The organism is Pseudoxanthomonas sp. GW835-FHT14C01 (genome assembly GCF_058793715.1).
Window position 1 is genome coordinate 583774 of sequence record NZ_JBXAGB010000001.1, and the last position, 23727, is coordinate 607500.

Here is a 23727-nt window from a genome sequence, read left to right on the forward strand (position 1 = left end):
TCCGTCGTCAGAAGCCGTAACGCAGGAACCCGCCATCCACCGCGATGCATTCGCCGGTGACGTAGCTCGACGCAGGCAGACACAGGAAGGCGACAGCGCCGGCGACCTCCTCGGGTTCGCCGATGCGGCGCATCGGAGTGCGCTCGATCACTCCATCGTAGTAGTCCGCATCCGACAGCGGCCCGGAAGTGCGGCGCGTGCGGATGTACCATGGCGCCACCGCGTTGACGCGCACACCGTCCTCGGCCCATTCGGCGGCGAGGTTGCGGGTGAGCTGGTGCAGCGCGGCCTTGGTCATGCCGTACGGTGCGCCGCTGCGCACCGCGGTGATGCCGGACACGCTGCCGACGTTGACGATGCACGAGGCCGCATGCCGCGTGAGCAGCGGATGCGCGTAGCGCGAGAGTTCGAAGGCCGAGAACAGGTTGGTTTCGAAGATGCCGCGCCACTCGTCCTCGGTGTAATCCACCGCCGCGCGGGTGACGTTGCCGCCGGCGTTGTTGACCAGGATGTTGAGGCCGTCGCCATGGTCTTCCACCCAGTCGAGGATGGCGCGGCGGTCCTCGTCGTCGGCGACATCGGCGGCCAACGTGCCGATCCCGCGCTCGGGGAATTCCTCGCCCAGATCGGCGCGTGCGTCCTGCAACGCGTCGACGTCGCGCGCGACCATCAACACGTCGGCGCCCAGCCCCAGCAGTTCGCGCGTGATCGCCAGGCCGATGCCGGCGCTGGCGCCGGTCACCAGTGCCCGTTGTCCATCCAGCCGCCACCGGTTCGCCGCCACATGCGCCTCCTTCGTCGATGGGCGTAGCATAGCGCCACCCTACGGGAGGACCGTCGCCATGATCCGGATCCGCCTCACCCTGCTCGCCATGCTGCTGTTGGCCTGCGCCGCCTGCCGCGCGCCCGAACCACCACCGACCGACGAACCGCCGGAACCACAGGCGGATGCGGACAGCGTGAAAGGCTGAGCCGCATCGGTTAGCGGCGCACCGCCGATCCGCGCGCACCATGCAATTGCGAAGTCCCCCCGCCTGCGGGGAACAGAAGGGCGGTCGCGCGCGGCGCTGTAAACGCAACGGGCCGCGCAGTCGCCCGCGCGGCCCGTCGATCAACCAGCGGTGACGGGAATCAGAACCCGCAGAAGCAGTACGCCAGGCTCTTCACCGGGGCACCGTTGCGGTCGTTGACGGCTTCCTCGACGAAGCGCAACTGCGCTTCCATCTCCGGCATGCTGCGCGCCAGCAACGCACGCGCGAAATCGGAATCCTTGAGCCATGCCGCGCCGATCCGGCTGCCGGCGAAGCCCGACATGAACTGCGAGAACGGCGAGGACACCTTTTCGATATAGCGCACGCGGTACGCATCGGCGTCGCCCAGCTTGGCGCGCTTCGCGGCATCGGCGACCGCCGCATCGAAGCCGGCGAGTTCGTCCACCAGACCACGCTCCTTCGCCTGCGCGCCGCTCCACACGCGGCCACGGGCGACGGCGTCGACCTCTTCGACCGGCTTCTTGCGCGCTTCCGCGACCTTGCCGGTGAAATCGGCGTAGCCCTTGTCGATGACCGACTGGATCACCTGGCCCACGGCCGGGTCCAGCGGACGGGTGATATCGAATGCGCCGGCGAAACGGGTCGTGCCCACGCCATCGGTGCGCACGCCGATCTTCTCCAGCGTGCGCGGCACGGTGGGGATCACGCCGAAGATGCCGATCGAACCGGTGATGGTGGACGGGTCGGCGTAGATGCGATCGGCATTCATGCTGATCCAGTAACCACCCGATGCCGCCAGGTCGCCCATCGACACGACGACCGGCTTGCCGGCCTTCTTCAGCGCCGCCACTTCGCGGCGGATCTGCTCCGAGGCGTACACGCCGCCACCGGGCGAATCCACGCGTAGCACGACCGCCTTCACGTCGTCGTCCTCGCGCGCCTCGCGCAGCAGGGCCGAGGTGGACAGGCCACCGACGCGGCCGGCCGGCTGGTCGCCGTCGGTGATCTCGCCCTCGGCCACGACCACCGCCACCTGCGGACGCTTGTCGAGCGGGTTCTTCCTGGCGTCGAGCTGGGTCAGGTAACCGGCAAGGCCGATCGCACGGAAGCCGGTCTCGGAATCCTCATCGGCCACGCCGCGCTCGATCAGCAGGTTCTCGACTTCCTCCTGCGTCTTCAGACCGTCCACCAGCTTCTGCTGCAGGGCGTACTTGGCCAGATCGCCACCGGCCGCGGCAACCCCTTCGGGCAGCGTGTCGATGCCGGCGGCCAGCGCTTCGGGCGTCGTCTTGCGGACCTTGGCGATGTCGGCCAGCATCCGCTGCCACACGTCGTTCATCCAGAACAGGTCGGCTTCCTTGGCTTCCTTGGAGGCGGCGTCCAGCACGTAGGGTTCGGCGGCGGACTTGTATTCGCCCACTTTGAACAGGTGCACGTCCACGCCCAGCTTGTCCTTCAGGCCTTCGCGGTAGTACTGGCGATAGCGGCCCAGGCCCTCGAGCACCAGGCTGCCCATCGGGTCGATGTAGACCTCGTTGGCCTGCGCGGCAAGCAGGTACTGCGTCTGGCTCATGTTCTCGCCGAAGGCCACGATCTGCTTGCCCGAGGCGCGGAACTTCGCCAGTGCGGCGGCGACTTCGCGCAGCGAGGCGTAACCGGTGGGCTGCAACTGGTCCACGCGCAACAGCATGCGCTCGACCTTGTCGTCCTTCTGCGCCGCCTCGATGGCGCGCAGCAGGTCGCGCAGCTGCACCTCATTGGCGGCCTTGTCGCCCAGCGCCTTGGCCAGCGCGCGGGTGGCGGGATCGGTGGTGAACTGCTCCACCAGGCGGCCTTCCGGCGCCAGCACGAAGGTGGTGCGCTCCATCAGCGGCTTCACCCCACCGCTGCCGGCGGCGATGACGAACACGATGAAGACCAGGAACAGCAGGCCGAAGAAGATCAGGTTGAGGACCAGCTTGCGGGTGAAGTTCATCACGTCCCACAGGCCGACGAAGAAGGCGACGACGGGGCTGCGACGCGGCGGGGGTGCGACTTGGTTCATGGACAACTCCGGGGAACTGGGGCCACTGTAGCGTGCGCGCGTGAGGGTTTCATGCCCCGTTGGTCACCGTGACCGCGGCGGGAGCGGCGGACCAGCGCCGGCTGCTGCGCTCGAAGCGCCAGCCCAGCAGCACCGCCGCGGCGGTCAGGCCGACGATCAGGCCCAGCCACATGCCCTGCGGGCCCCAGCCGAGCCCGAGGCCCAGCCCGGCCCCGAGCGGCATGCCCAGGCCCCAGTAGGCGCACACGGCCAGCCACATCGGTACGCGGGTGTCCTTCAGCCCGCGCAGCGCGCCCGCCGACAGCACCTGGATGCCGTCGGGGAACTGGAACGCCGCAGCGAACAGCAGCAGTGTGCCGGCCAGAGCGGCCACCGCCAGGTCGTCGGTGTACAGCGACACCACCAGGTCGTGGCCCAGCAGCAGGAACAGCGCCGAGACCGCTTGCGTGGCCAGCACGATGACGTAGCCCGCGTGCGCGGCGCGGCGGATGCCCTGCGTATTACCGGCGCCGACCGCATGGCCCACGCGCACGGTGGTGGCCTCCGCTACGCCCATCGGGATCATGAAGCACAGCGCCGACACGTTGATGGCGATCTGGTGCGCCGCCGCCGGCGTGGCGCCCAGGCGCGCGATCAGCAGCGCGGTGACGATGAAGAGGCTGCCTTCCATCAGCACGGTGATGCCGATCGGCAGGCCGGTGCGCAGCAGTTGCATGATCGGCGCGCGGCGCGGCGGATCGAAGCGCGCGAACAGCTGCAGGTCAGCGAAGCGGCGCGCACGCGTCAGGTAGATCGCGAACGCGATCGCCTGCACCCACATCGTCAGCGCCGACGCGATCCCGAGGCCGCCGGCGCCCATCTCGGGGAAGCCGAGCTTGCCGAACGCGAGCACGTAGCCGACCGGCGCCAGCACCAGCAGGCCGCCGAAGCCCAGGATCATGGTCGGCAGCGTCCAGTGCGTGCCTTCGCTGAGGTAGCGCATGCAGAAGTAGAACGTCAGCGCGGGCACGCCCCAGCGGATGCCGTGCAGGAAGGCGGTGGCGCCGGGAATGATGTCCGGCGCGATGCCGAACGCCGCCAGCGCGTACGGCGCGACGCTGAGGAAGGCGAACATCAGCAGGCCCAGGCCCAGCGACAGCCACAGCGCCTGCCGGAACAGCGGCGCGATCTCGTCGCGCCGTTGGGCGCCGTCGAGCTGCGAGACCGAGGCGGTCAGCGAGATCAGCGTGCCGATCGGCACCATCATCGGCAGCCACAGCAGCGCGGTGCCCACGGTGACGGCCGCCAGCGTGGCGGTGGCGTGGTGGCCGGCGATGACGTTGTCGACGAAGCCGATCAGGCCGGTGGAGACATGGCCCAGCACCAGCGGCAGGGCGAGCGTCGCCGTCGCGCGCACTTCCTGGCCGAAGCGCGGGGTCGGGGAGGAGGAGAGGGACATGAGGTTCAACCGCCGGACTGCGGTCGCGCGGCATCGCGCTGGCACCGGGTCACGGGAGGCCGGTATCTTACCCGCTCGCCCGCCGCGCCACCCGAACGCCCCATGACCCCATCGCACGATGCCGACGCCGTGCACGCGACCGCGTGCGACAACTGCAGGACGCCGCTGCAGGGCGGGTTCTGCCACGTCTGCGGGCAGAACGCGCACAACCCGTTGCGCAGCTTCGGGCATGCGGTGGAAGAGGTGTTCGAATCGTTCTGGCACCTGGACGGGCGCATCTTCCGTACCCTGCGCACGCTGCTCTCGCCCGGCAAGCTGGCCAACGCCTATCTGGCCGGTCACCGCGCCCCGTTCGTGGCGCCGCTGCGGCTGTTCGTCATCGTCAGCGTGCTGACGTTCTTCGTCGCCAAGCTGACCGTGCACGTCGGCGAGGTGAGGCTGCCGGAGCCACCGCCGACCGCGGACGGCAAGACCAATCTGGTCGCCGCACCGGACGAATCCGGCATCAGCTTCGCCAAACAGACCACCGTCGAGGCCGTCCTCCAGGAGCGCGACCGCACGCTGGAAGGACTGGTGGCGGCACGCGCTGCGCTTCCTCCCGGTCTCGGCTTCGTGCGCGAGCGCATGGACCAGAACATCTTCGCCACCCAGCGCCTGGCGCGCGAACGCATCGCCCAGCTGCAGCCCGATCATCCGGCGTTGGCGCAACCCGATCCGTATCCGGAGGGCAAACCGCTGCCGGAAGTGCCGCAAGGCTCACTGATCTCGATCGGCGACAAACCGTTCGACGCCAGGACCAACCCGGTGAAGATCGGCTGGCTACCCGACTTCGCTAACGGCTGGATCAACAGGAAGCTGGCGCGTGCCGAGCAGAACGTCCCGCGGGTAGCGCAGGATCCCGAGTACTTCTTCACGCGCCTGATCGGCTCAGTGCCGTCGGCGCTGTTCGTGCTGGTGCCCGTCTTCGCCCTGCTGCTGAAACTCGCCTACATCGGGACACGGCGCGTCTATCTGGAGCACCTGGTGGTGGCGCTGTACAGCCATGCCTATCTGTGCCTGTGCATCCTGGCGCTGTGCCTGGTGCAGGCGCTTGGCGGACTGCTGGCGGCCGATGGCTTCTGGTTGAAGATCCCTTACTGGACGGTGTTGACGGCGATCCTGGTGTGGATGCCGATCTATCTGCTGAAGATGCAGCAGCGCGTATACCGGCAGCACAAGATCGTCACGCTGCTCAAGTTCTCCGTGCTCGGCGCGCTGTATTTCATGATGCTGCTGACGGCGCTCATTTTCCTGACGCTGACGACCTGGGTGAACGCCTAGCGAAACATCGCGCAGGCGCACCGTGATCGCGACGCCGGCTACCGATCCCGCCGCTGCCGCAGCCACGCGCGGCGCTGGCCGTCCGGCACGGCCAGCAGTTCGCGACGGAACGCATCGCGGTCCTGCGGCGGTAGGCGCTGTGCCAGCGCAGCGAGGTCGTCGCGCTGTTCCGCATCCAGTCGCCGCAGCAATGCGAGCAGTCCATCGCGCTCTTCCGGCGGAACGTACGCGAACAACGGCTGCAGGCGCGGCCAGTCGGCACCGAGTTCCGGCCCCAACCGCCATCCGCGTCGCTGCATGCCGTCCAGCACGCTGAATTGCGTGCGCAACGCGGCCTGGTGTTCCGGCGGAAGCGCGGCGATCTCCGCGGCGGCGGCACGCAGGCGTGCGCGCTGCACCTCGTCCAGCGCACGCCAGGCTGCGTAGCGCGCGCGCCGGTCCTCGCGCTGCTGCCGTGGCAAGGCGTCCCAGGCGAGTCGATGCTGCTGCCACTCGGCCTGCGCGGCAGGGGACATCGTCGCCCAACGGGATGCCTGCGAGGCGTCCTGCGCGAACGAGGCGGCGATCCCGCCCATCGCGATGGCCACGACCGCGATCGCGACGGCGACGGGTCTCCGCCTGCGGTCAGCGCACTGCATCGGCCGCTCCGGTCCGGGTCTCCGGAACGGGTACCGCAGTGGCCGCGGTGGCACCGGCACCGGCGACGTACCACGCCAGGAAATCGGCTTCCCGCGCGCGTGCCTCATCGTCGGCATCCGCGATGAGTGCGAAATCCGGATGCGCCGCCGGCGCGACGGCTTCCGCTCGCACCGCAGGTGATCCGTCGGGTGGCAACTCCGCCGACGTGATCACCGGATCCGGCGGCAACGCGGACACGCCGTCTTCGTCGGTCGGAATCGCTGCGGGCAGCGCGGATGACGGCAGCAGCGCGGATCCTCGCCACCACCACAGCGCTGCCCCTGCCGCCGCCAGCAGCAGGACCAGGCTCACCAGGATCCAGGGCCAGCGGCGTGGCACCCGAGCGACGGCGGCGGCGGGCGTCTTCGCTTCCGCAGGCGGCAGTCGGGTGCCGGCGAGTGCGTCCTCGCGCAGGCGTGCGAGTCCGGCCAGGCGGTCGTCGGACAGTTCGCGCAGATGCTGCTGGATCGCCTCGGCCAGGGCGCGCCATGCGCCGGCGTCCGGGTGGCCGAGGCTGTCGCGCGGACAGGCGCGCGCCAGGGCGTCGCGGTACGCCGCACCGTCGAGACCCAGCACGTCGGCGGCCTCGGCTTCCTGCAGGCCGCCGGCGAGGCGCAGCAGCAGCGCCGCGCGGTCGGCCGTGGCAGGCCGGGCCAGGGCCGAGAACGCGTCCGGCCAGTGGGCGGCGGGGCCGTCGACGCGCAGTTGCGGGGTCGCCGCCAGCAACGCCCAGAAGCGCACCGGCCAGTCGGCCATGGGCAGGGCCGCGGCCTTGCCCCGGAACGCGCGCAGCGCGGCAGCAAGCGCCATGTCGCCGCGGTCGGCGTCGCCGCATTGCAGTTCGGCGAAGACCGCGCCCCGGCGCTCGCAGCCTCGCAGGAAGGCGGCGAGCGCGGCAGGCGCGGGCGGGGTCGTTGTGTTGGAAGAGGTCATCGTGGAACCGGTCGGGGATGCGTGGATCATAGTCACCCGGCGCGCCCGTACGGACGCTTGACAGCCCGTCGAAATCTGCTCTCCCCGGCGTAGCAAGGGTTTCCAAGAAAAACGTTGTGCACAGCGGTCACCAAAACGTCACAAGGCCTCTTCGGTGGTGCGCCCGCGCCTCTGTGTCAGCCGCGTTTCACGGCTAACTGCATGATTCCATAGGGAAAAGGCTTGCTGGCACTTTTTTGACCAACCCGGCCCGGATGCTTGCGGCAGCGTCATCCCGCCGTGAAGCATTCCCGCCATGCACAGATTTATCCACAGCGCGTGTGGATAAACCGGAATCTCCTTCCGCGATCAGCACTTGCGTGCTTTTCGTCAAGATTCTGACAGGACCTCCGCGCAACTGCGTGAGATGTGACCCGCGCCGGGACGGGTCGATACACTGCCCGGAATGTCGCCCGTTTCCGTCCTCCAGGTCGCCCTGCCCGTGCCGCTGCCGCGGCTGTTCGACTACCTGCCGCCAGCCGGCCACGACGTCTCGTCGGAGGATATCGGCAAGCGGGTGAGCGTGACGTTCGGCAACCGGCCACTGACCGGGATCGTCGCCGGAGTGGCCCCGCCGGCGGACCCCGGGATGGAACTGCGCCCGGCGGACGCGCTTCTGGACGCCGTGCCGCTGCTGCAGGGCGAGCTGCTGGACTCGCTGCACTGGCTGGCGCGCTACACCCATGCGCCGCTGGGCGAGGTGGTCGCCACGGCCCTGCCGGTCCACCTGCGCCAAGGCGAACCGCTGGCCGATACGCATGTCTGGCACTGGCGCCTGAGCGAGGCGGGCCAGCTCCAGCACGACCGCCTGCGCACCGGCAGCCGTCCCCGCCGTCTGGCCGATCTGCTCGCCGAGCACGCTTCGCTCGACGAAGACGCACTGGACCTGCACCTGGATGCCGGCCGCGCCACCGCCCGCGACCTGGGCAAGCGCGGGCTGGCCGAGCGCTTCCCTGCGCCGGCGACGCACGCCTCTCCCGCGCCGCGTCCCGGCCCCGCGCTCAACGACGAACAACAGGCGGCGGCGGACGCGATCACGGCAACGACCGGCTTCGGCGCGTTGTTGCTGGACGGCGTGACCGGCAGCGGCAAGACCGAGGTCTACCTGCATGCCATCGCCGACTGCCTGCGACGCGGGCGGCAGGCCCTGGTGCTGGTGCCGGAGATCGGCCTGACGCCGCAGACGCTGACGCGCTTCCGTGAACGGCTGGGCGTGCCGGTGCACGCACTGCATTCGGGTCTCAACGATGGCGAGCGTGCCCGCACCTGGGCGGCTTGCCTGCGCGGCGAAGCGCGGGTGATCGTCGGCACGCGCTCGGCGGTGTTCACGCCGTTGCCGGAGGCAGGATTGATCGTGATCGACGAAGAGCACGACAGCAGCTACAAGCAGCAGGACGGCATCCGCTACCACGCGCGCGATTTCGCGCTGGTGCGCGGCAAGGCGCTGGACGTGCCGGTGGTGCTGGGCAGCGCCACGCCGTCGCTGGAAACGCTGCACAACGCGCGTACGGGCCGCTACGCGCACCTGCGCCTGTCGCGGCGCGCGGGCGAGGCGCAGCCGCCTGCGGTGCGCGTGCTGGACATGCGCAAGCGCGCGCAGCAGGCCGGGCTGTTGACCGACACGCTGCAGGCGATCCGGCAGGCGCTCGACGCCGGCGGCCAGGTGCTGGTGTTCAAGAACCGCCGTGGCTACGCACCGGTACTGCTGTGCCACGACTGCGGCTGGAGCGCGCACTGCAAGCGCTGCGACAGCCCGATGACGGTGCACGCCGGCGGCAAGCGCCTGCAATGCCACCACTGCGGCGCGCGGCAGGCGGCACCGCCGGCCTGTCCCGATTGCGGCGGACTGGCGCTGCAGCCGCAGGGCATCGGCACCGAACGGCTGGAAGAACTGCTGGCCGAACAGTTCACCGATGTGCCGGTGCTGCGCGTGGACCGCGGCACCACCCAGAAGCGCGATGGTCTGGCGCAGCAGCTGGCGAAGCTGGGCGATGCGCCCGGCATCCTTGTCGGCACCCAGATCCTGGCCAAGGGCCACGACCTTCCGCACCTGACGCGGGTGACGGTCGTCGGCGTCGACGAGGGGCTGTTCTCCACCGATTTCCGCGCCGGCGAGAAGCTGGCGCAGCAGTTGATTCAGGTCGCGGGACGCGCAGGCCGTGCAGGCAAGCGCGGCGACGTGTGGTTGCAGACCCATCATCCCGATCATCCGCTGTTGAACACGCTGATCAGCGGCGGCTACCACGCTTTCGCCGAGGCGGAGCTATTACAGCGAGAAGCCGCTGGCTTTCCTCCTTTTACTTATCTCGCACTCGTTCGTGCCGAAGCCAAGGAAGCCAGACTCGCGCATGTCTTTCTTGAGAAGGCGAAGCATATGTTCGCTTACAAAGACGAAGCAGTTGCAATGCTTGGCCCTGTTGACGCGCCGATGCCAAAGAAAGCAGGAATGTATCGCTCACATCTGGTGATGATCTCGACGGAGAGGAGCAGGCTTCATCGAATGCTGGACGCCGGGCTTGGATTAGTTCGGGGCCTCCCAGAAAGCCGAAAGGTGCGCTGGTCGCTCGATATCGATCCCATGGACCTGTACTGATGACGACACCCTCGCGTACCGCTCTCACGCCCGCCCAACGCCTGCGCAGCATCTTCAGTGGCTCGGTCGGCAACCTGGTGGAGTGGTACGACTGGTACGTGTACGCCGCGTTCTCGTTGTACTTCGCCGAGGTGTTCTTCCCCGGCGGCGATCGCACCAGCCAGTTGCTGAAGACCGCGGCGATCTTCGCCGTCGGCTTCCTGATGCGGCCGCTCGGCGGCTGGCTGCTCGGTCGCTATGCCGACCGCCATGGCCGCAAGCGCGCGCTGATGCTGTCGGTGGTGATGATGTGCGGCGGCTCGCTGATCATCGCGTGCACGCCGGGCTACGCGACCATCGGCGTCGCCGCACCGATCCTGCTGGTGCTGGCGCGGTTGCTGCAGGGCCTGTCGGTCGGCGGCGAATACGGCACGTCGGCGACGTACCTCAGCGAGATGGCCACCCGCGAGCGTCGCGGCTTCTGGTCCAGCTTCCAGTACGTGACGCTGGTGATGGGCCACCTGATCGCCCTCGCCGTGCTGATCGCGCTGCAGCGTGTGTTCCTGACCGACGACGAACTGCGCGAATGGGGCTGGCGCATCCCGTTCGCGATCGGCGCCGTGGCGGCGCTGGTCGCGTTGTGGCTGCGCCGGAACATGGTGGAAACCGAGTCCTTCCAGCGCAGCGAGGCGACCGGCGCAACGGAGCGGCAACAGCAGCAGGGCACGCTGCGCGCGCTGATGCAGCACCCGCGCGCCGTGCTCACCGTGATCGGCCTGACGATGGGCGGTACGCTGGCGTTCTACACCTACACGACCTACGTGCACAAATTCCTCGTCAACAGCGCCGGCATGGCCGCGGAAACGGCGAGCCTGATCAATGCGTCCACGCTGTTCGTCTACATGCTGCTGCAGCCGGTGGTCGGCGCGCTGTCGGACCGAATCGGCCGGCGCCGCATCCTGATCGCATTCGGCGTGCTGGGTACGCTGTTCACCGTGCCCATCCTCAGCCAGCTGCAGGATGTGCAGAGCGCCGCTCAGGCGTTCTGGCTGGTGATGGCCGCACTGGTGATCGTGAGCGGCTACACCGCGATCAACGCGGTGGTGAAGGCGGAACTGTTTCCCGTGGAGATCCGCGCGCTCGGTGTCGGTCTGCCGTATGCGCTGACCGTGGCGACCTTCGGCGGCACGGCCGACATGATCGCGCTGTGGTTCAAGGACATCGGCCACGAGACCGGCTTCTACTGGTACGTCACCGCCTGCATCGCGTGCTCGCTGCTGGTGTACCTGTGGATGCCGGAGACGCGCGAGACCTCGCTGATCGACCGTGACCCGGACTGACGCCACCGCCTAGTGCGACGGCGCGGAATCCATCTGCGTGAGCGGCGGTATCGACAGCGGCGCGTCGCTGTCGACCAGGATCCATGGGAGTGCGCACAGCCATGCCAGCAGCAGGAGCAGCGCGAACAGGAAGGCCCTCTTTCCGGCGGGCTTTCTTGCAGGTCGCATTCTCGACACCGTGACGGCTTCGCGCGTCACCAACTGAAGCCGGCACCCGCCGACACGCTCTTCTCGCCGCCCCCGAAGGCGGCGCCCAGCGACACGCTGGCGCGGTTTCCGATGACGCGCTGATAGCCCACCGCCATCGCCTGTTCGCCGCCCTGCGCGCCGATGCCCACGCCCACGCGATTCTTACCGGCCAAGCCGGCGGTGTTCATCGCCATGCCGGCATAGGCGCCACTCATCGCGGCCATCGTGTCGATGCGGCGATCCAGGTGGCTGATGCGACGATCCACATCGTCGCGGAAGGCGTGGAAGTCGTCGCTCAGGCCGGTGAGTTCGGTGAAGCGCGCATCGGTATAGGCATTGGCCGAGGCCAGCGTGGTCGCATCGCCGGCATCGGCATAGTCCTGCGCCGTGGCCAGCGTGGCCGCGTCGCCCGCCGCCATGTCGTTGCGCACGGCCACCTCGCGGGTGTCGGTATAGCCGTTCGCCGTCGCCAGCGTGGCGGCATTGCCGGCTGCCATGTCGACGCGCACCGCGGCTTCGCGGGTATCGGTGTAGTTGTTCGCCGTCGCCAGCGTGGCCGCATCGCCTGCCGCCATGTCGTTGCGCACGGCCGCCTCGCGCGTATCGGTGTAGTCGTTCGCCGTGGCCACTGCGTTGTCCGCGGCATCCAATGCCGCTTCGGCGGTCGTCTGGGCGGTGTTCGCCGTGGAAAGTGCCGTGTCGGCCGTGGTCTGCGCATTGCCTGCCGCGTCCAGTGCAGCATCGGCTGCGTCTGCGACCGCATTCAGCTGGCCGACGTTGACCGCATCGGTGGTGGCGGTACCTGCCGCGACATTGGTCACCTGCCGCTGCTGACCCGAAGAGCCGACCGACACCACGTTGGCGCGCCCGTCATCGCTGCTGTTGTAGCCCAGCGCGACCGATCCGCCGCCATTGGCCGAGGCGCCGGTGCCGAGCGCGACGTTGTTGTTGGTGCCACTTGCACCCGATGGCCCCGGAAACCCGCAGCATCCTTCCGAGCCCTGTCCACCCGTGCCGGCACTGCTTCCGTTGCCGATCGCCACGTTGTTGTTGCCGCCTGCCCCGCCCGAGCCGCCGGTACCGCCCGCGACACCGTTTCCTGCCGCACCGCCGTTGCCTGCGCTACTGTTCGCACCCAACGCTAGGTTCCCTGCGCCACCTGCGCCACCCGTGCCCGCGATGCCTCCGGCCGTGCCGTTTCCACCTTGGCCGCCATTGCCGGCGCCGCTGTTTTCGCCGATCGCGACGTTGCCGGTCTCGTTGCCGTGTCCGCCGGGTCCCGACGACCAGCCTAGACCGGCAGACCCGGCGCTGCCATCCGCACCCACCGTGCTGCCTGGCATGCATGCCATGCCGCCGCTGGCTGAATTCTGGCTGCAAGGCTGGGTTGGTGCGGTGCCGCCCACCACTTGCGCGTGGGCCGACATCGTCAACAACAGCAGACTGCCGCCCGCAACGAGCGGCAGCATGAAGTGACGGACGGCAGTGATGTTGCGGCGATACGTACGCATGGCGATGCCCCCTGTGGCATACCGCCGGCCGCCACGCCCACGGCACGGCCACCCGCCGGCGACGGTGGCGCACACGGTAGGTGCCCTCACCCGGTCGCGGTATCCCTGAAATCAGGTAAAGCGCGTCTCGCTCACACAGCCAGCGGCAGGTCCAGTTTCAGCGTCGTGCCTTCGCCGGCCGCATCGCCTGCGATGCGCAGTTCCGCTCCAAGTCGCTGGGCGCGCTGGCGCATGCTGGCCATGCCCGCTCCACCCACGCGACCCTTTGCAGCCAGCGACGTCGTCTCGGCCAGGCCGACACCATCATCGCGTACGCGCAGCTGCAACCGGTCGCCGGCACGCTGCAGCCGCACCTCCACGCGGGTTGCGCCGCTGTGCTTGAACACGTTCGTCAGCGCCTCCTGCAGCAACCGCAGCAGATCCAGGCTGCGGCCGGGGCCCAGTTGCAGGCCCTCCAGCCCGTCCACCTGCCAGTGCGCGTCGATGTCCGCCGCCTCGAGCAGGCGGCTGGCGCGATGGCGCAACGGAGCGATCAGCGTGGCCAGGTCGGCTTGCTCCTGCGCGGTGGTATCGATCACCAGCCGCAGGTCGTCGCGCATGTCCTTCAGCAGGTCGACGACGTCGGCCTTCGGCGTATCGTCCGGTGCCTGCTGCAAACGGGTGATGGCGCCCACCAGCGTGCCGCCGAAGCCATCGTGCAGGTCGCGTACCAGTTGCAGTCGCTCGCCCGCGCGACTGTGCGCCAGTGCGAGTGCGTGCTGCTGGTTGAGCGTGTCGGTCAGCGTAGCGGTGGCGGACTGCACTTCCCGTTGCAGTTCGGCGTTGAAGCCTTCCACCCGCTTCATGGTCTGCGCAAAGCGATAGGCCAGCACGAATCCCATGCCCAGCAGCATGACGGGCGAGGTGAACGATCCCAGGTAGCTCACACCACCGTACCAGCCCATGTACACGCCGAGGTCGTGCAGCGACACCAGCAAGGGCACGCTGATGCAGGCCGCGAGCACCTGGTAGTCGCGCCGGCCACTGCGCAGCGCAAAGACGAAGAACACCACGCTGGCCACGTAAAGGAACAGGATGGTCGGGGTCACGTACAGGTTGCGTAGCGGCCCCATCCACTGCGGAAGCAGCAGCGCCAGCACCATCGCCACGCCCGCCACGGCCAGCAGCGCACGCTCGAAGCGCGGCCACCGCCGCTCGGAGAACCGCAGCAGGAAGATCGTATGGGTGGCGGCGGACGCCACGAACACCGCTGCGATGAAGGCCTGCCAGCCATCCGTGGTGCGGAACGGCCACGGGCTGCCGGCGATGAAGTTCCAGTCGTACAACCTGCCGAAGACAGCACTCAATGCGTACCAGCCGTACAACGTGTCCTGGGGGCGAAGCAGCCAGAAGATGCCGATCATCGCCGCCAGCACCAGACCCACGGACGCGTCGAATATCTGCATGTCTCGGCGGGCGAAGCGCTCCCGCTCGAACATGCCGCGCAGCACGACGGGATCGCCTACGCTGACGGTGCCGAAGGCGGGCTGATAGGCCGCCAGGCCGGAAACCCGCACGAGCAGTTCGTTCTGCCCTTCGCGCAACAATGCCGGCGGCACCATGTAGTAGCGCGGCACATGCCACTTGCGCGACAGCGGCTCCACCAGCGAGGCGTCCCGGTCGATCGGCTGGCCATTGAGCGAGACTGCGGCCGCCAGGCAGGTGTAGTCGAGCAACAGCCCCACCGGCTGCGACGCATCCGCCTGCTGCCAGCGGACGCGATACCACACGACCCCATCATGGCCGGGCCAGCGCCTCTCCCACAGATCGCGCAGTTCTACCGGCACCCAGCCCTGCTGGGGGGGCGTCTGCGCCGACCAGTCCGAGCGCACGGCATCCGCCTGCCCGATCTGCATGACGTCCTGCGCCCGTACGGGCAACATCGCGAACACCGCCAGCAGGACGATCACGCTCAGGGCGACGCGCCTCACTTCAGCAGGCCCCGTACGCGCGCCTCGTACACGGCTTCGGTCCGCGACCCGACGGCCAGCTTTCGATAGATGTTCTTGACGTGGCTTTCGATGGTCAGTCGCGACAACGAGACCAGCTCGGCGATCTCGCGATTGGTGAACCCCTGCGCCACCAGTTGCACGATCTCCATCTCGCGCTGCGACAGCGGCGGTGCGGGAGAGGACGGCAGTGCCGGATCGGCACCGGCAGGCAGCAGCGCCAGGATGCGGCGCGCGATGGAAGGATCGATGGGCGCGCCACCGCGTTGCAGGCTCTTCAGCGACACCACCAGTTCCTCGTCGTCGCGCTCCTTCAGCAGGTAGCCGACGGCGCCGCTGCGCAGCGCGGTCAACACGCTTTCTTCTTCCGCAAATGACGAGATGATTACCGCGGCGGCCTCGGGGACATGCAACCGCATCCATGCGATCAAACGATTGCCGTCGCCATCGGGCAGGTACATGTCGACGAGTGCCAGGGTGTACGGATGCGCCTGCAGCCGCGACTGCGCCGCGCCGAGCGTATCGACCAGGTCGATACGCGCCTCGTTGGCCAGGCCTGCGACCAAGCGCCGCAAGCGCTGCCCGGCATGGATATTGTCTTCCACGATCAGCACATCCGACAGTGCGATCGGCTGCGTATCCATGTGTACCCAACAGGCGACGGTCGCCTCAGTCTAGCGTCGCCCCCCTTCCACAGCTACCCATGACGTGCGCGCACGGGCGCTCGCCTGGAGAGGCGCGCCAGGCTTCGTCTCGCGCATGCGACAATCCGCCCTCAGGCGCCACGCAGCCCGTGGCAACGGGAGGCGATGTGCAGGCAGTCCACCATTTCGTCATCGTCAGCGGTGGTTTCGCCGGCCTCTGGGCCACACGGGCCCTGGCGTCCACGCCGGTCCGTATCACCCTGATCGACCGGCACAACCACCACCTGTTCCAGCCGCTGCTCTACCAGGTGGCGACCGCCGGCCTGTCCGCACCCGACATTGCCGCGCCGCTGCGCCACATCCTGCGCACGCAGGACAACGTCGAAGTGCGGCTGGCGGAGGTCGCCTCGATCGCACCGCAGGACAAGCAGGTCGTGCTCGCCGACGGCACGACGATCGCCTACGACACGCTGCTGCTGGCGACGGGCGCGACGCATGCCTACTTCGGTCATGACGAATGGGCGAAGCATGCGCCCGGGCTGAAGACGCTCGACGATGCACTGCAGTTGCGCCGCCACCTGCTGCTCGCGTTCGAGCGCGCGGAAGCCGAAACCGATCCCGACCGGCGTGCGGCGTGGCTCAGCTTCGCCATCGTCGGGGGTGGCCCGACCGGCGTGGAACTGGCGGGTACGCTGGCCGAAATCGCGCGACATACACTGAAGAACGAGTTCCGCCGCATCGATCCTTCGCAGGCACGCGTGCGGCTGGTCGAAGCCGGCCCACGCGTACTGGCGTCCTTTCCCGAGCCGCTATCCGACAAGGCACGCCGACAGCTGGAAAAGCTCGGCGTGGACGTCGTCACCGGCACACCGGTCAGCGACATCACCGAAGACGGCTATCGCCTGGGTGAAACGTTCGTGCCGGCGAAGACGGTGGTGTGGGCGGCCGGCGTGGCGGCCTCGCCGCTGGCCCGCTCGCTGGGCGTACTGCTGGATCGAGCAGGACGCGTGCAGGTGCAGCCGGATCTCAGCGTACCGGAGCGCCCGGATATCTTCGTCGCGGGCGATCTGGCCGCGGTGATGTCGGATGGCCGACCGGTGCCGGGGGTGGCGCCCGCCGCCAAGCAGATGGGTCGGCATGTGGCGCAGGTGCTGCACGCGCGTTTGTCGGGCAGCGCAGCGCCCGGCGCCTTCCGCTACCGGGATTACGGCAACCTCGCGACGATCGGCCGCATGGCGGCGGTGGTGGATTTCGGCCGGCTGAAGTTCTCCGGCTTGCTGGCATGGTGGTTCTGGCTGACCGCGCATGTGTTCTTCCTGATCGGCTTCCGCAACCGCCTGGTCGTGCTGCTCAACTGGTTCTGGGCGTACTGGAGCTACCAGCGCGGCGCGCGGATCATCCTGGGCAAGGACGAGGATCAGGCCGGATCGACGCGGCAGGCGTAACAGCCTCGGTGTGCGTTGTGGACGTGCAGGTAGGCGACGCCCGGCGATGCGAGCAGGCGCTGCAGATGGGGCCGTGCGTCGACGCCCTCCACCACCTCCGCATCCCGCATCAGGCCCTCAGCGTCATACGCGCGCAGCGACAGCAGGCGGCGTGGAAACGTGGGCGGCAATGCATCGTGGAACACCGACGGCGGGCCCTGCATCGCGGCCTCGCTGACGAAGATCGGACCGCTGGCGCGATAAGGGCCCGCGACGTCGTGGTGCAGGTAGTGGAGCAGCAGCAACGTGTCGCCCTGCTTCGCATCCTGCAACGTCACGCGGCAAGGAAACCCATGATCGGCGTCGGCGACGACGCGCCGGATACCACGTGCCGCCAGCGCGGCATCGTCGAGGGCGAACAACGGGCGGAACGGTTCGGGCGACAGCCCGCGGGTCACGAACGACATGGCATCGCGCTCAAGGAAACGGGATGCCATGGTCGTGCCGCCTCCGGGACGGCGCTATCCGGATCTTGCGCGGCTCACTTGCCGCCGAGCGGATAGCGCTTGCCGTCGGCCATGACGAGTTCGCCTTCGCCGATCCGCTCGCTGTCGGCGTCCACGGTGATGAACTCGGCCTCCAGTCGTCCCTGGCCCTTGCTGCCCTTCAGCTCGAAGATGTAACGCTCGCCGTCCGCCTTCCACGACGCGTCACGGTCGAACGCGGCTTCGCGGATGTCGCCGATATGCCGTTGCACGACCGGGTGCGCCTGCATGGCCGCATTGGCTTGCAACACGAAGATCCCGTCCTGGCGCGCGAACGTGTCGGGCGCTTCGCCGCGGTCCGCGCCGGACTGCGATGCGGCCCGTTCGCCGGCGGTCGGCGCTTCGCCCTCGAACGCGATCTCGCTTCCGTCTGCCAGCGTCAACACGCCCTTGCCGAGGCGCTCGGTGTCGGCATCCACGGTGATGAACTCGGCGAGGATGCGTCCGCGCCCCTTGTCGCCGACGAGCGCGAACACGAACTCTTCGGCGCCTTCCGCCTCGCCGGTGCCGGCGAGATCGAGTTCGAACGATTCGAGCGTACCGATGTGCTGCTGCACCAGCGGATAGCGCTGCACGGCCACGCGTGCCTGGCGGGTGAAGATGTTGTCGCCGCCGAACATGTCACCGACGCCGATACCCTCCTCCGGTTCGCCCTCTCCGCGAGGCTCGCCTTCGAACGCCAGCGTGCGGCCATTGGCCAACGTCAGCACGCCCTTGCCAAGACGCTCGGTCTCCGCACTGACGGTGATGAAGTCGGCTTCGAGCCGCCCGCGCCCCTTGTCGCCGGCCACGTCGAACACGAACGTATTCATGCCCGGCGCGGCGCCCGTGCCATCGCTGTCGATCTCGAACGTCGTGATCTGGCCGATGTGCTCGCGGATCAACGGATACCGCTGTGCGGCCTCCTGCGCCTGGCGGATGAACAGGCTGGCGCCGGCGTCGAGGTCATCGTCATGCGCATGGTCGTGTGCATGGCCTTCTTCCTCCGCCGCCAGTGCATCGGCATCGCCTTCGATGTCGTGACGGGTGCCGTCCGCCATGACCAGGACGCCGGGACCCAGCGCCTCCTGCGTGGCGCTGACAGTGAGGAAGCGCGCCGTGACACGCCCCTTGCCGCGGCTGCCTTCCACATCGAACACCAGCACGTCGGGGCCGGGCTCGTCCATGCTCGCCGCATCATCGAGCGCCACCTTACGGATCGCGCCGAGGTGCGCAGCCACCACCGGATCCACCTGCAGCGCGGCACGCGCTTGCGCGTCGTACTCCTCCCGGTCGATGCTGAAACGGACACCGCCCTGGCCTTCGCTCGATTGGGTGTTGCCGCCGTCGGCGGCGTAGGCCGCCGGGATACCCGATGACGCGGCCAGAGCGCACACCATCGCCAGCCCCCACACGAACAGTCCCCCTCGCTTGCTGCCCCACCCCATGCCTTGCTCCTTTTTGTCGTCGTGCCGCCTGTGGCGGGTCGCGGCGTAGTGGACCACATCCACAGATCGCCATGCCACAAAAGAAAAGAGGCCCGACGGGGCCTCTTCGATATCTCATCACATGCCGGACGCTCAGGCGGCGAACAGCGCCTTCATCTTCTTCAGCGCGTTGGCTTCGACCTGGCGCACGCGTTCGGCGGAGATGCCGTACTCGTCGGCCAGCTCCTGCAGCGTCACCTTGCTTTCGCCATCCAGCCAGCGACGCTTGATGATGTCGCGCGAGCGGACATCGAGGTTCGCCAGGCCTTCGCGCAGCAGTTCCATCTGGTTGTCTTCGCTGTCGGCACGCTCATACGCCTGCGACGGATCCTCGTCGCGCGCGACCAGATAGCTGGCCGGGGAAGGCGGCGCATGGTCTTCGTCCTCGTCCGACGGCGCATCGAAGCCGATGTCGCGACCGGACAGGCGCGATTCCATCTCCATCACTTCGCGCTCGGACACGTTGAGGTCCTTGGCGATGGCGCTGACCTCTTCGGCGTTCATCCAGCCCAGTCGGGTCTTGGACTTGCGCAGGTTGAAGAACAGCTTGCGCTGCGCCTTGGTCGTGGCGACCTTCACGATGCGCCAGTTCTTCAGGATGAACTCGTGCATCTCGGCGCGGATCCAGTGCACGGCGAAGCTCACCAGACGCACGCCCATGTCGGGATCGAAGCGCTTCACCGCCTTCATCAGGCCGATGTTGCCTTCCTGGATCAGGTCACCGAGCGGCAGCCCATAGCCGTTGTAGCCACGGGCGACGTGTACGACGAACCGCAGGTGCGAATGCACCAGTTCGCGCGCCGCGTCGAGGTCTTCGTCCTCGCGGTAACGGTTGGCGAGCGCACGCTCGTCTTCGACCGTCAGCACCGGAATCTGGTGCACGGCGCTGATGTAGGCGTCGAGCGAACCCAGGGCGCTGGGGATCGGCAGGTTGCTGGTGACCAGGGCGGTAGTGGGAGTGTTCTGGCTCATGGGCAGGGATGTTAGCAGTCGGGGGGTTCGACTGCTAACCGTGTCGAAAGTTCCGGATTGTTCCAGCCGCGCAACGACACACAGCCTCGGCTCAAAAGGTAACCATGTATTTACAATCAATAACTTATGCGGCACTCGACTATCATACCGATGTGCGAAGGGAGCCGGCAAAGGCGTTCGTTCAGGTTCGGGGTGCCGTCGGAACGATGGAGGGTGGCTCGGCCGCAGCCTGCCGCGCCAAGACGATGGCGGCCACACCGTCGGCACCGGGCAGGCAAGAAGGATGGAAACCGGGACGCAGGTAATCCTGCAGATGACGCAGCGTCCGCCGGCCCATCCCATGGCCCGCGCCGACGTGGTACGTCAGTTGCCGCCACGTAGCCATCCGCCATAGCCGGCGATCCTGCGCGAGCAGCGATCCAGCCAAACCGGTCAACAGGAGATAGAAGAGGAGGGTGGTCATCACCGCGCCCAGTAGCCGCACGGGATAGCTAGGCGAAACCGCCTGCAACAGATCGAACGCCACCGCCCGGTGCTCGAGCTCCTCGGCGAAATGCCATTCCATCAGGTCGCGCACGCGCGGATCGGCATCGACGAGGATGGATTGCGTCAGGAACTCGTAGCCAAGGAATGCGTTTATGTGCTCGACGCAGCTCACCAACGACACGCGCAACCACACTGGCGCGACGCGATCCATGACGCGGAAGATGCCACGATCCACCGCGCGCTCAAGAACGCGATACGCATAGCCCTGTGCATCCAGGTTGTCCCAATAGCGCTTGTGCGCAACACCATGTTGCGCTTCCTGCCGGATGAAAGCCTGGCAGCGTTGCCGCAGCTCGTCGTCTTGCAGTGCCGGAAGGCAGGCGTTGAGCGTTCGGATGTAGAACGCTTCATTCGCTGGCACGAGGATGGTGTACGCATTGAGCAGCGACGACACGACTTCGTTGCCCGGCAGCCAATGCTTCGGGATGTCGCGGGTCAGCACGGCGGCGAACCGCCGGGTCGTAATCGATTCCCCCATGACGTTTCCTTTCCTGGATCGCCCTTCCGTAGCTTGCCGGCGTGCCGCACGCTCTAAGGAGCCGCATCCCGGGCTTCGGCCGATGCGATCCCCTGCGCTGCCCTGATCACCCTCAGCAGATTGCCGCTCCAGATCTTGCGCACGTCCTGCTCCGTGTAGCCGGCGGCCATGAGGGCCTCGGTAATCCGCGGCAGTGCGCTGACGTCTTCCAGACCCGCCACGCCGCCACCGCCATCCCAGTCCGCGCCAATGCCAACGTGGTCCACACCCGCGACTTTCAGGATGTGAAGCAGATGCGCCATGTAATCCTCGAAGGTCGCTCGTTTGACCGGATAACGCTCCTCGATGGCGTGCCGCTCGGCCAAGTAAGCAGGTACCCGATCAACGGCCAGCCGGTTCTCAGGGCCATATTTTTCCGTTAGCGCGTCCATCGCGGCTTCCCGCTCGGGGATCTTCGGGATGTTGATCAGATAGCCGCCGAACGCATTCACGTGGATGACGCCCCCCTTCGATGCCAGCTGGCGAAGCCGTGCATCGTCGATATTGCGGGGATGGTCGTACAGCGCATCCGCACTCGTATGCGAGAGCACGATCGGCGCCCGCGACAGCACAAGCAGCTGATCGAATACGTCATTGCTGGCATGCGAAGCATCCAGCACGATACCTAGGCGGTTGGCTTCCTGCACCAATACCTTGCCTGCAGGACTCAGGCCGCCCCATTCCCTACCAGCCGGGTCCGTCGACGAATCACCGAAATCATTGTTGCGTACATGCGTGATGCCCAGCATCCGCAGACCCAGTCGATGATAGGCCGAGAGCAGGCTCGGATCGCTGGCGAGCGGCGCTGCGTTCTCCATGCTGATGAAGGAGACACGCTTTCCGCTCTTCGCAATGCGTTCGGCATCGTCTGCACTGAGTGCGAGTTCCATCTCTCCCGCATTCGCGGCCAGCATTTCACGGATGCTCACAAGACGGTCCAGACCGTGGTCGCGCGCGGCGCGCTTCCCGGCTTCGTCACGAGCGCCCTGTGCCGTATAGATGACCCAGAAACCGCCATCCAGCCCACCGGCCTTCATGCGCGGGAGATCCACTTGCGAGAGATCGCCTTCGTGCTGATGGTTGTCGGCGATGTTCCAGCCCGGACGACGGAAGTTGGCCGGCGTATCCAGATGGGTATCCAGCACGATCGCCTCCTCATGGATACGCCGCGACTCCGCCGCCGTATCCTTCGCTACCGCACCTTCGATGCAGATCATTGCCAGCGCACTGGCCAACGCCACTCGGCACAACGTCATGCATTCGCCCCTCGATCGGATGGAATCCGATTGTTGGCGAAAGCCGGGCAAGAAAAAACCCCCAGCCTTCCGGCTGGGGGTTTTGGGGTAAAGCCCCTGGCGATGACCTACTCTTGCATGGCTTAAGCCACACTACCATCGGCGCGGCTGCGTTTCACTTCCGTGTTCGGGATGGGAACGGGTGGGACCACAGCGCTAATTTCACCAGGGAGAGGGTTGGAGTGTCGCCATCCAGGGAACGGATTAAGGCGCCAATCTCTCATAGGGTCTTGTGACGTAGCGGGCATTGGATTTTCTCTGACGATATCGTCGAGTCCAAGGCCACTTGAGGTTATATGGTCAAGCCGCACGGATCATTAGTATCAGTTAGCTCAATGGGTTGCCCCACTTACACACCTGACCTATCAACCACCTAGTCTTGATGGTTCCTTTAGGGGGCTTGTGCCCCGGGAGATCTCATCTTGAGGCGCGCTTCCCGCTTAGATGCTTTCAGCGGTTATCGCTTCCGAACATAGCTACCCGGCAATGCCACTGGCGTGACAACCGGAACACCAGAGGTTCGTCCACTCCGGTCCTCTCGTACTAGGAGCAGCCCCTCTCAAATCTCCAACGCCCATGGCAGATAGGGACCGAACTGTCTCACGACGTTCTGAACCCAGCTCGCGTACCACTTTAAATGGCGAACAGCCATACCCTTGGGACCGACTACAGCCCCAGGATGTGATGAGCCGACATCGAGGTGCCAAACACCGCCGTCGATATGAACTCTTGGGCGGTATCAGCCTGTTATCCCCGGAGTACCTTTTATCCGTTGAGCGATGGCCCTTCCATACAGAACCACCGGATCACTAAGTCCTACTTTCGTACCTGCTTGATCCGTCGATCTCGCAGTCAAGCACGCTTATGCCTTTGCACACAGTGCGCGATGTCCGACCGCGCTGAGCGTACCTTCGAGCTCCTCCGTTACTCTTTGGGAGGAGACCGCCCCAGTCAAACTACCCACCATACATGGTCCCCGATCCGGATTACGGACCTAGGTTAGAACGTCAAGCACATCAGGGTGGTATTTCAAGGTTGGCTCCACCTCAGCTAGCGCCAAGGTTTCATAGCCTCCCACCTATCCTACACAGACGAACTCAACGTTCAATGTAAAGCTATAGTAAAGGTTCACGGGGTCTTTCCGTCTTGCCACGGGAACGCTGCATCTTCACAGCGATTTCAATTTCACTGAGTCTCGGGTGGAGACAGCGCCGCTGTCGTTACGCCATTCGTGCAGGTCGGAACTTACCCGACAAGGAATTTCGCTACCTTAG

General features: G+C 67.1%; 19 protein-coding genes and 2 rRNA genes (1 of these 21 only partly in view). 5 read left to right on the plus strand and 16 right to left on the minus strand.

Going from position 1 to position 23727, the window contains the following annotated elements:
• Window positions 1-7: 7 nt before the first annotated feature.
• Window positions 8-784, minus strand: coding sequence for an SDR family oxidoreductase (locus tag AC1Q5B_RS02550; protein WP_492630171.1), 777 nt, complete (start codon window positions 782-784; stop codon window positions 8-10).
• Window positions 785-842: 58 nt separating this feature from the next.
• On the opposite strand from AC1Q5B_RS02550, the gene AC1Q5B_RS02555 reads away from it, so the two are divergent.
• Window positions 843-971 (plus strand): hypothetical protein, encoded by a 129-nt coding sequence (locus AC1Q5B_RS02555; RefSeq protein ID WP_492630172.1) that lies wholly within the window; start codon window positions 843-845, stop codon window positions 969-971.
• Between the two features lie 160 nt (window positions 972-1131).
• On the opposite strand, the gene sppA is transcribed toward AC1Q5B_RS02555, so the two are convergent.
• Window positions 1132-3036, minus strand: coding sequence for a signal peptide peptidase SppA (gene sppA, locus AC1Q5B_RS02560; RefSeq protein ID WP_492630173.1), 1905 nt, complete (start codon window positions 3034-3036; stop codon window positions 1132-1134).
• Between the two features lie 49 nt (window positions 3037-3085).
• Window positions 3086-4474, minus strand: a complete 1389-nt coding sequence (locus AC1Q5B_RS02565; protein ID WP_492630174.1) for an MATE family efflux transporter — start codon at window positions 4472-4474, stop codon at window positions 3086-3088.
• Window positions 4475-4576: 102 nt separating this feature from the next.
• Between AC1Q5B_RS02565 and AC1Q5B_RS02570 the strand changes: the two genes are divergently transcribed.
• Window positions 4577-5794 carry a DUF3667 domain-containing protein gene (locus AC1Q5B_RS02570; protein WP_492630175.1) on the plus strand — a complete coding sequence of 406 codons (1218 nt, stop codon included), beginning with the start codon at window positions 4577-4579 and terminating at the stop codon, window positions 5792-5794.
• A gap of 38 nt (window positions 5795-5832) precedes the next feature.
• Here AC1Q5B_RS02570 and AC1Q5B_RS02575 read toward each other — a convergent pair whose 3' ends face one another.
• Together AC1Q5B_RS02575 and AC1Q5B_RS02580 are read right to left on the minus strand one after the other, a co-directional pair.
• Complete coding sequence (locus AC1Q5B_RS02575; protein ID WP_492630176.1) at window positions 5833-6432, minus strand: DUF3106 domain-containing protein; 600 nt, start codon at window positions 6430-6432, stop codon at window positions 5833-5835.
• Window positions 6419-7405 carry a hypothetical protein gene (locus tag AC1Q5B_RS02580; protein WP_492630177.1) on the minus strand — a complete coding sequence of 329 codons (987 nt, stop codon included), beginning with the start codon at window positions 7403-7405 and terminating at the stop codon, window positions 6419-6421. The genes AC1Q5B_RS02575 and AC1Q5B_RS02580 overlap by 14 nt, the downstream gene beginning before the upstream one ends.
• 445 nt (window positions 7406-7850) lie before the next feature.
• On the opposite strand from AC1Q5B_RS02580, the gene AC1Q5B_RS02585 reads away from it, so the two are divergent.
• The gene (locus tag AC1Q5B_RS02585; protein ID WP_492630178.1) at window positions 7851-10037 is read left to right on the plus strand and encodes a primosomal protein N'; all 2187 of its coding nucleotides are present in this window, start codon (window positions 7851-7853) and stop codon (window positions 10035-10037) included.
• On the plus strand, window positions 10037-11356 hold the full coding sequence (locus AC1Q5B_RS02590) for an MFS transporter (protein ID WP_492630179.1): 1320 nt from the start codon (window positions 10037-10039) through the stop codon (window positions 11354-11356). Before AC1Q5B_RS02585 ends, AC1Q5B_RS02590 begins: the two co-directional genes overlap by 1 nt.
• A gap of 9 nt (window positions 11357-11365) precedes the next feature.
• Here AC1Q5B_RS02590 and AC1Q5B_RS02595 read toward each other — a convergent pair whose 3' ends face one another.
• The 4 genes from AC1Q5B_RS02595 to AC1Q5B_RS02610 all read right to left on the minus strand — a co-directional run bounded on the left by AC1Q5B_RS02595 (window position 11366) and on the right by AC1Q5B_RS02610 (window position 15688).
• A complete protein-coding gene (locus tag AC1Q5B_RS02595) occupies window positions 11366-11524 on the minus strand; it encodes a hypothetical protein (RefSeq protein ID WP_492630180.1) in 159 nt (52 codons plus the stop codon).
• Window positions 11525-11550: 26 nt separating this feature from the next.
• Window positions 11551-13056 (minus strand): YadA C-terminal domain-containing protein, encoded by a 1506-nt coding sequence (locus AC1Q5B_RS02600; protein WP_492630181.1) that lies wholly within the window; start codon window positions 13054-13056, stop codon window positions 11551-11553.
• Between the two features lie 131 nt (window positions 13057-13187).
• A complete protein-coding gene (locus AC1Q5B_RS02605) occupies window positions 13188-15026 on the minus strand; it encodes a sensor histidine kinase (protein WP_492630182.1) in 1839 nt (612 codons plus the stop codon).
• On the minus strand, window positions 15023-15688 hold the full coding sequence (locus tag AC1Q5B_RS02610; RefSeq protein WP_492630183.1) for a response regulator transcription factor: 666 nt from the start codon (window positions 15686-15688) through the stop codon (window positions 15023-15025). Before AC1Q5B_RS02610 ends, AC1Q5B_RS02605 begins: the two co-directional genes overlap by 4 nt.
• Before the next feature lie 167 nt (window positions 15689-15855).
• Between AC1Q5B_RS02610 and AC1Q5B_RS02615 the strand changes: the two genes are divergently transcribed.
• Window positions 15856-17133, plus strand: coding sequence for an NAD(P)/FAD-dependent oxidoreductase (locus AC1Q5B_RS02615; protein ID WP_492630184.1), 1278 nt, complete (start codon window positions 15856-15858; stop codon window positions 17131-17133).
• Here AC1Q5B_RS02615 and AC1Q5B_RS02620 read toward each other — a convergent pair.
• The 7 genes from AC1Q5B_RS02620 to AC1Q5B_RS02650 form a co-directional block, all read right to left on the minus strand.
• Window positions 17106-17609: a DUF1203 domain-containing protein gene (locus AC1Q5B_RS02620; RefSeq protein WP_492630185.1), complete on the minus strand. Its 504-nt coding sequence runs from the start codon at window positions 17607-17609 to the stop codon at window positions 17106-17108. The genes AC1Q5B_RS02615 and AC1Q5B_RS02620 overlap by 28 nt on opposite strands.
• A gap of 44 nt (window positions 17610-17653) precedes the next feature.
• The gene (locus tag AC1Q5B_RS02625) at window positions 17654-19084 is read right to left on the minus strand and encodes a hypothetical protein (RefSeq protein ID WP_492630186.1); all 1431 of its coding nucleotides are present in this window, start codon (window positions 19082-19084) and stop codon (window positions 17654-17656) included.
• A gap of 132 nt (window positions 19085-19216) precedes the next feature.
• Window positions 19217-20095, minus strand: coding sequence for an RNA polymerase sigma factor RpoH (gene rpoH / locus AC1Q5B_RS02630; RefSeq protein ID WP_492630187.1), 879 nt, complete (start codon window positions 20093-20095; stop codon window positions 19217-19219).
• A 181-nt stretch (window positions 20096-20276) separates the two neighbouring features.
• Window positions 20277-21119 carry a metal-dependent hydrolase gene (locus AC1Q5B_RS02635; RefSeq protein ID WP_492630188.1) on the minus strand — a complete coding sequence of 281 codons (843 nt, stop codon included), beginning with the start codon at window positions 21117-21119 and terminating at the stop codon, window positions 20277-20279.
• Between the two features lie 53 nt (window positions 21120-21172).
• A complete protein-coding gene (locus AC1Q5B_RS02640) occupies window positions 21173-22414 on the minus strand; it encodes a dipeptidase (protein WP_492630189.1) in 1242 nt (413 codons plus the stop codon).
• 94 nt (window positions 22415-22508) lie between these two features.
• Window positions 22509-22623 (minus strand): 5S ribosomal RNA (gene rrf / locus AC1Q5B_RS02645).
• 126 nt (window positions 22624-22749) lie between these two features.
• Window positions 22750-23727, minus strand: a 23S ribosomal RNA gene (locus tag AC1Q5B_RS02650); it runs 1901 nt beyond the window's last position.

Coding starts and splice junctions, on each gene's coding strand:
- AC1Q5B_RS02595 (WP_492630180.1), bottom strand. CDS start 11,524: ATGCGACCTGCAAGAAAGCCCGCCGGAAAGAGGGCCTTCCTGTTCGCG.
- AC1Q5B_RS02640 (WP_492630189.1), bottom strand. CDS start 22,414: ATGACGTTGTGCCGAGTGGCGTTGGCCAGTGCGCTGGCAATGATCTGC.
- AC1Q5B_RS02620 (WP_492630185.1), bottom strand. CDS start 17,609: ATGGCATCCCGTTTCCTTGAGCGCGATGCCATGTCGTTCGTGACCCGC.
- AC1Q5B_RS02625 (WP_492630186.1), bottom strand. CDS start 19,084: ATGGGGTGGGGCAGCAAGCGAGGGGGACTGTTCGTGTGGGGGCTGGCG.
- AC1Q5B_RS02580 (WP_492630177.1), bottom strand. CDS start 7,405: ATGACCTCTTCCAACACAACGACCCCGCCCGCGCCTGCCGCGCTCGCC.
- rpoH (WP_492630187.1), bottom strand. CDS start 20,095: ATGAGCCAGAACACTCCCACTACCGCCCTGGTCACCAGCAACCTGCCG.
- AC1Q5B_RS02585 (WP_492630178.1), top strand. CDS start 7,851: ATGTCGCCCGTTTCCGTCCTCCAGGTCGCCCTGCCCGTGCCGCTGCCG.
- AC1Q5B_RS02565 (WP_492630174.1), bottom strand. CDS start 4,474: ATGTCCCTCTCCTCCTCCCCGACCCCGCGCTTCGGCCAGGAAGTGCGC.
- AC1Q5B_RS02635 (WP_492630188.1), bottom strand. CDS start 21,119: ATGGGGGAATCGATTACGACCCGGCGGTTCGCCGCCGTGCTGACCCGC.
- AC1Q5B_RS02570 (WP_492630175.1), top strand. CDS start 4,577: ATGACCCCATCGCACGATGCCGACGCCGTGCACGCGACCGCGTGCGAC.
- AC1Q5B_RS02610 (WP_492630183.1), bottom strand. CDS start 15,688: ATGGATACGCAGCCGATCGCACTGTCGGATGTGCTGATCGTGGAAGAC.
- AC1Q5B_RS02590 (WP_492630179.1), top strand. CDS start 10,037: ATGACGACACCCTCGCGTACCGCTCTCACGCCCGCCCAACGCCTGCGC.
- AC1Q5B_RS02600 (WP_492630181.1), bottom strand. CDS start 13,056: ATGCGTACGTATCGCCGCAACATCACTGCCGTCCGTCACTTCATGCTG.
- AC1Q5B_RS02575 (WP_492630176.1), bottom strand. CDS start 6,432: ATGCAGTGCGCTGACCGCAGGCGGAGACCCGTCGCCGTCGCGATCGCG.
- AC1Q5B_RS02555 (WP_492630172.1), top strand. CDS start 843: ATGATCCGGATCCGCCTCACCCTGCTCGCCATGCTGCTGTTGGCCTGC.
- sppA (WP_492630173.1), bottom strand. CDS start 3,036: ATGAACCAAGTCGCACCCCCGCCGCGTCGCAGCCCCGTCGTCGCCTTC.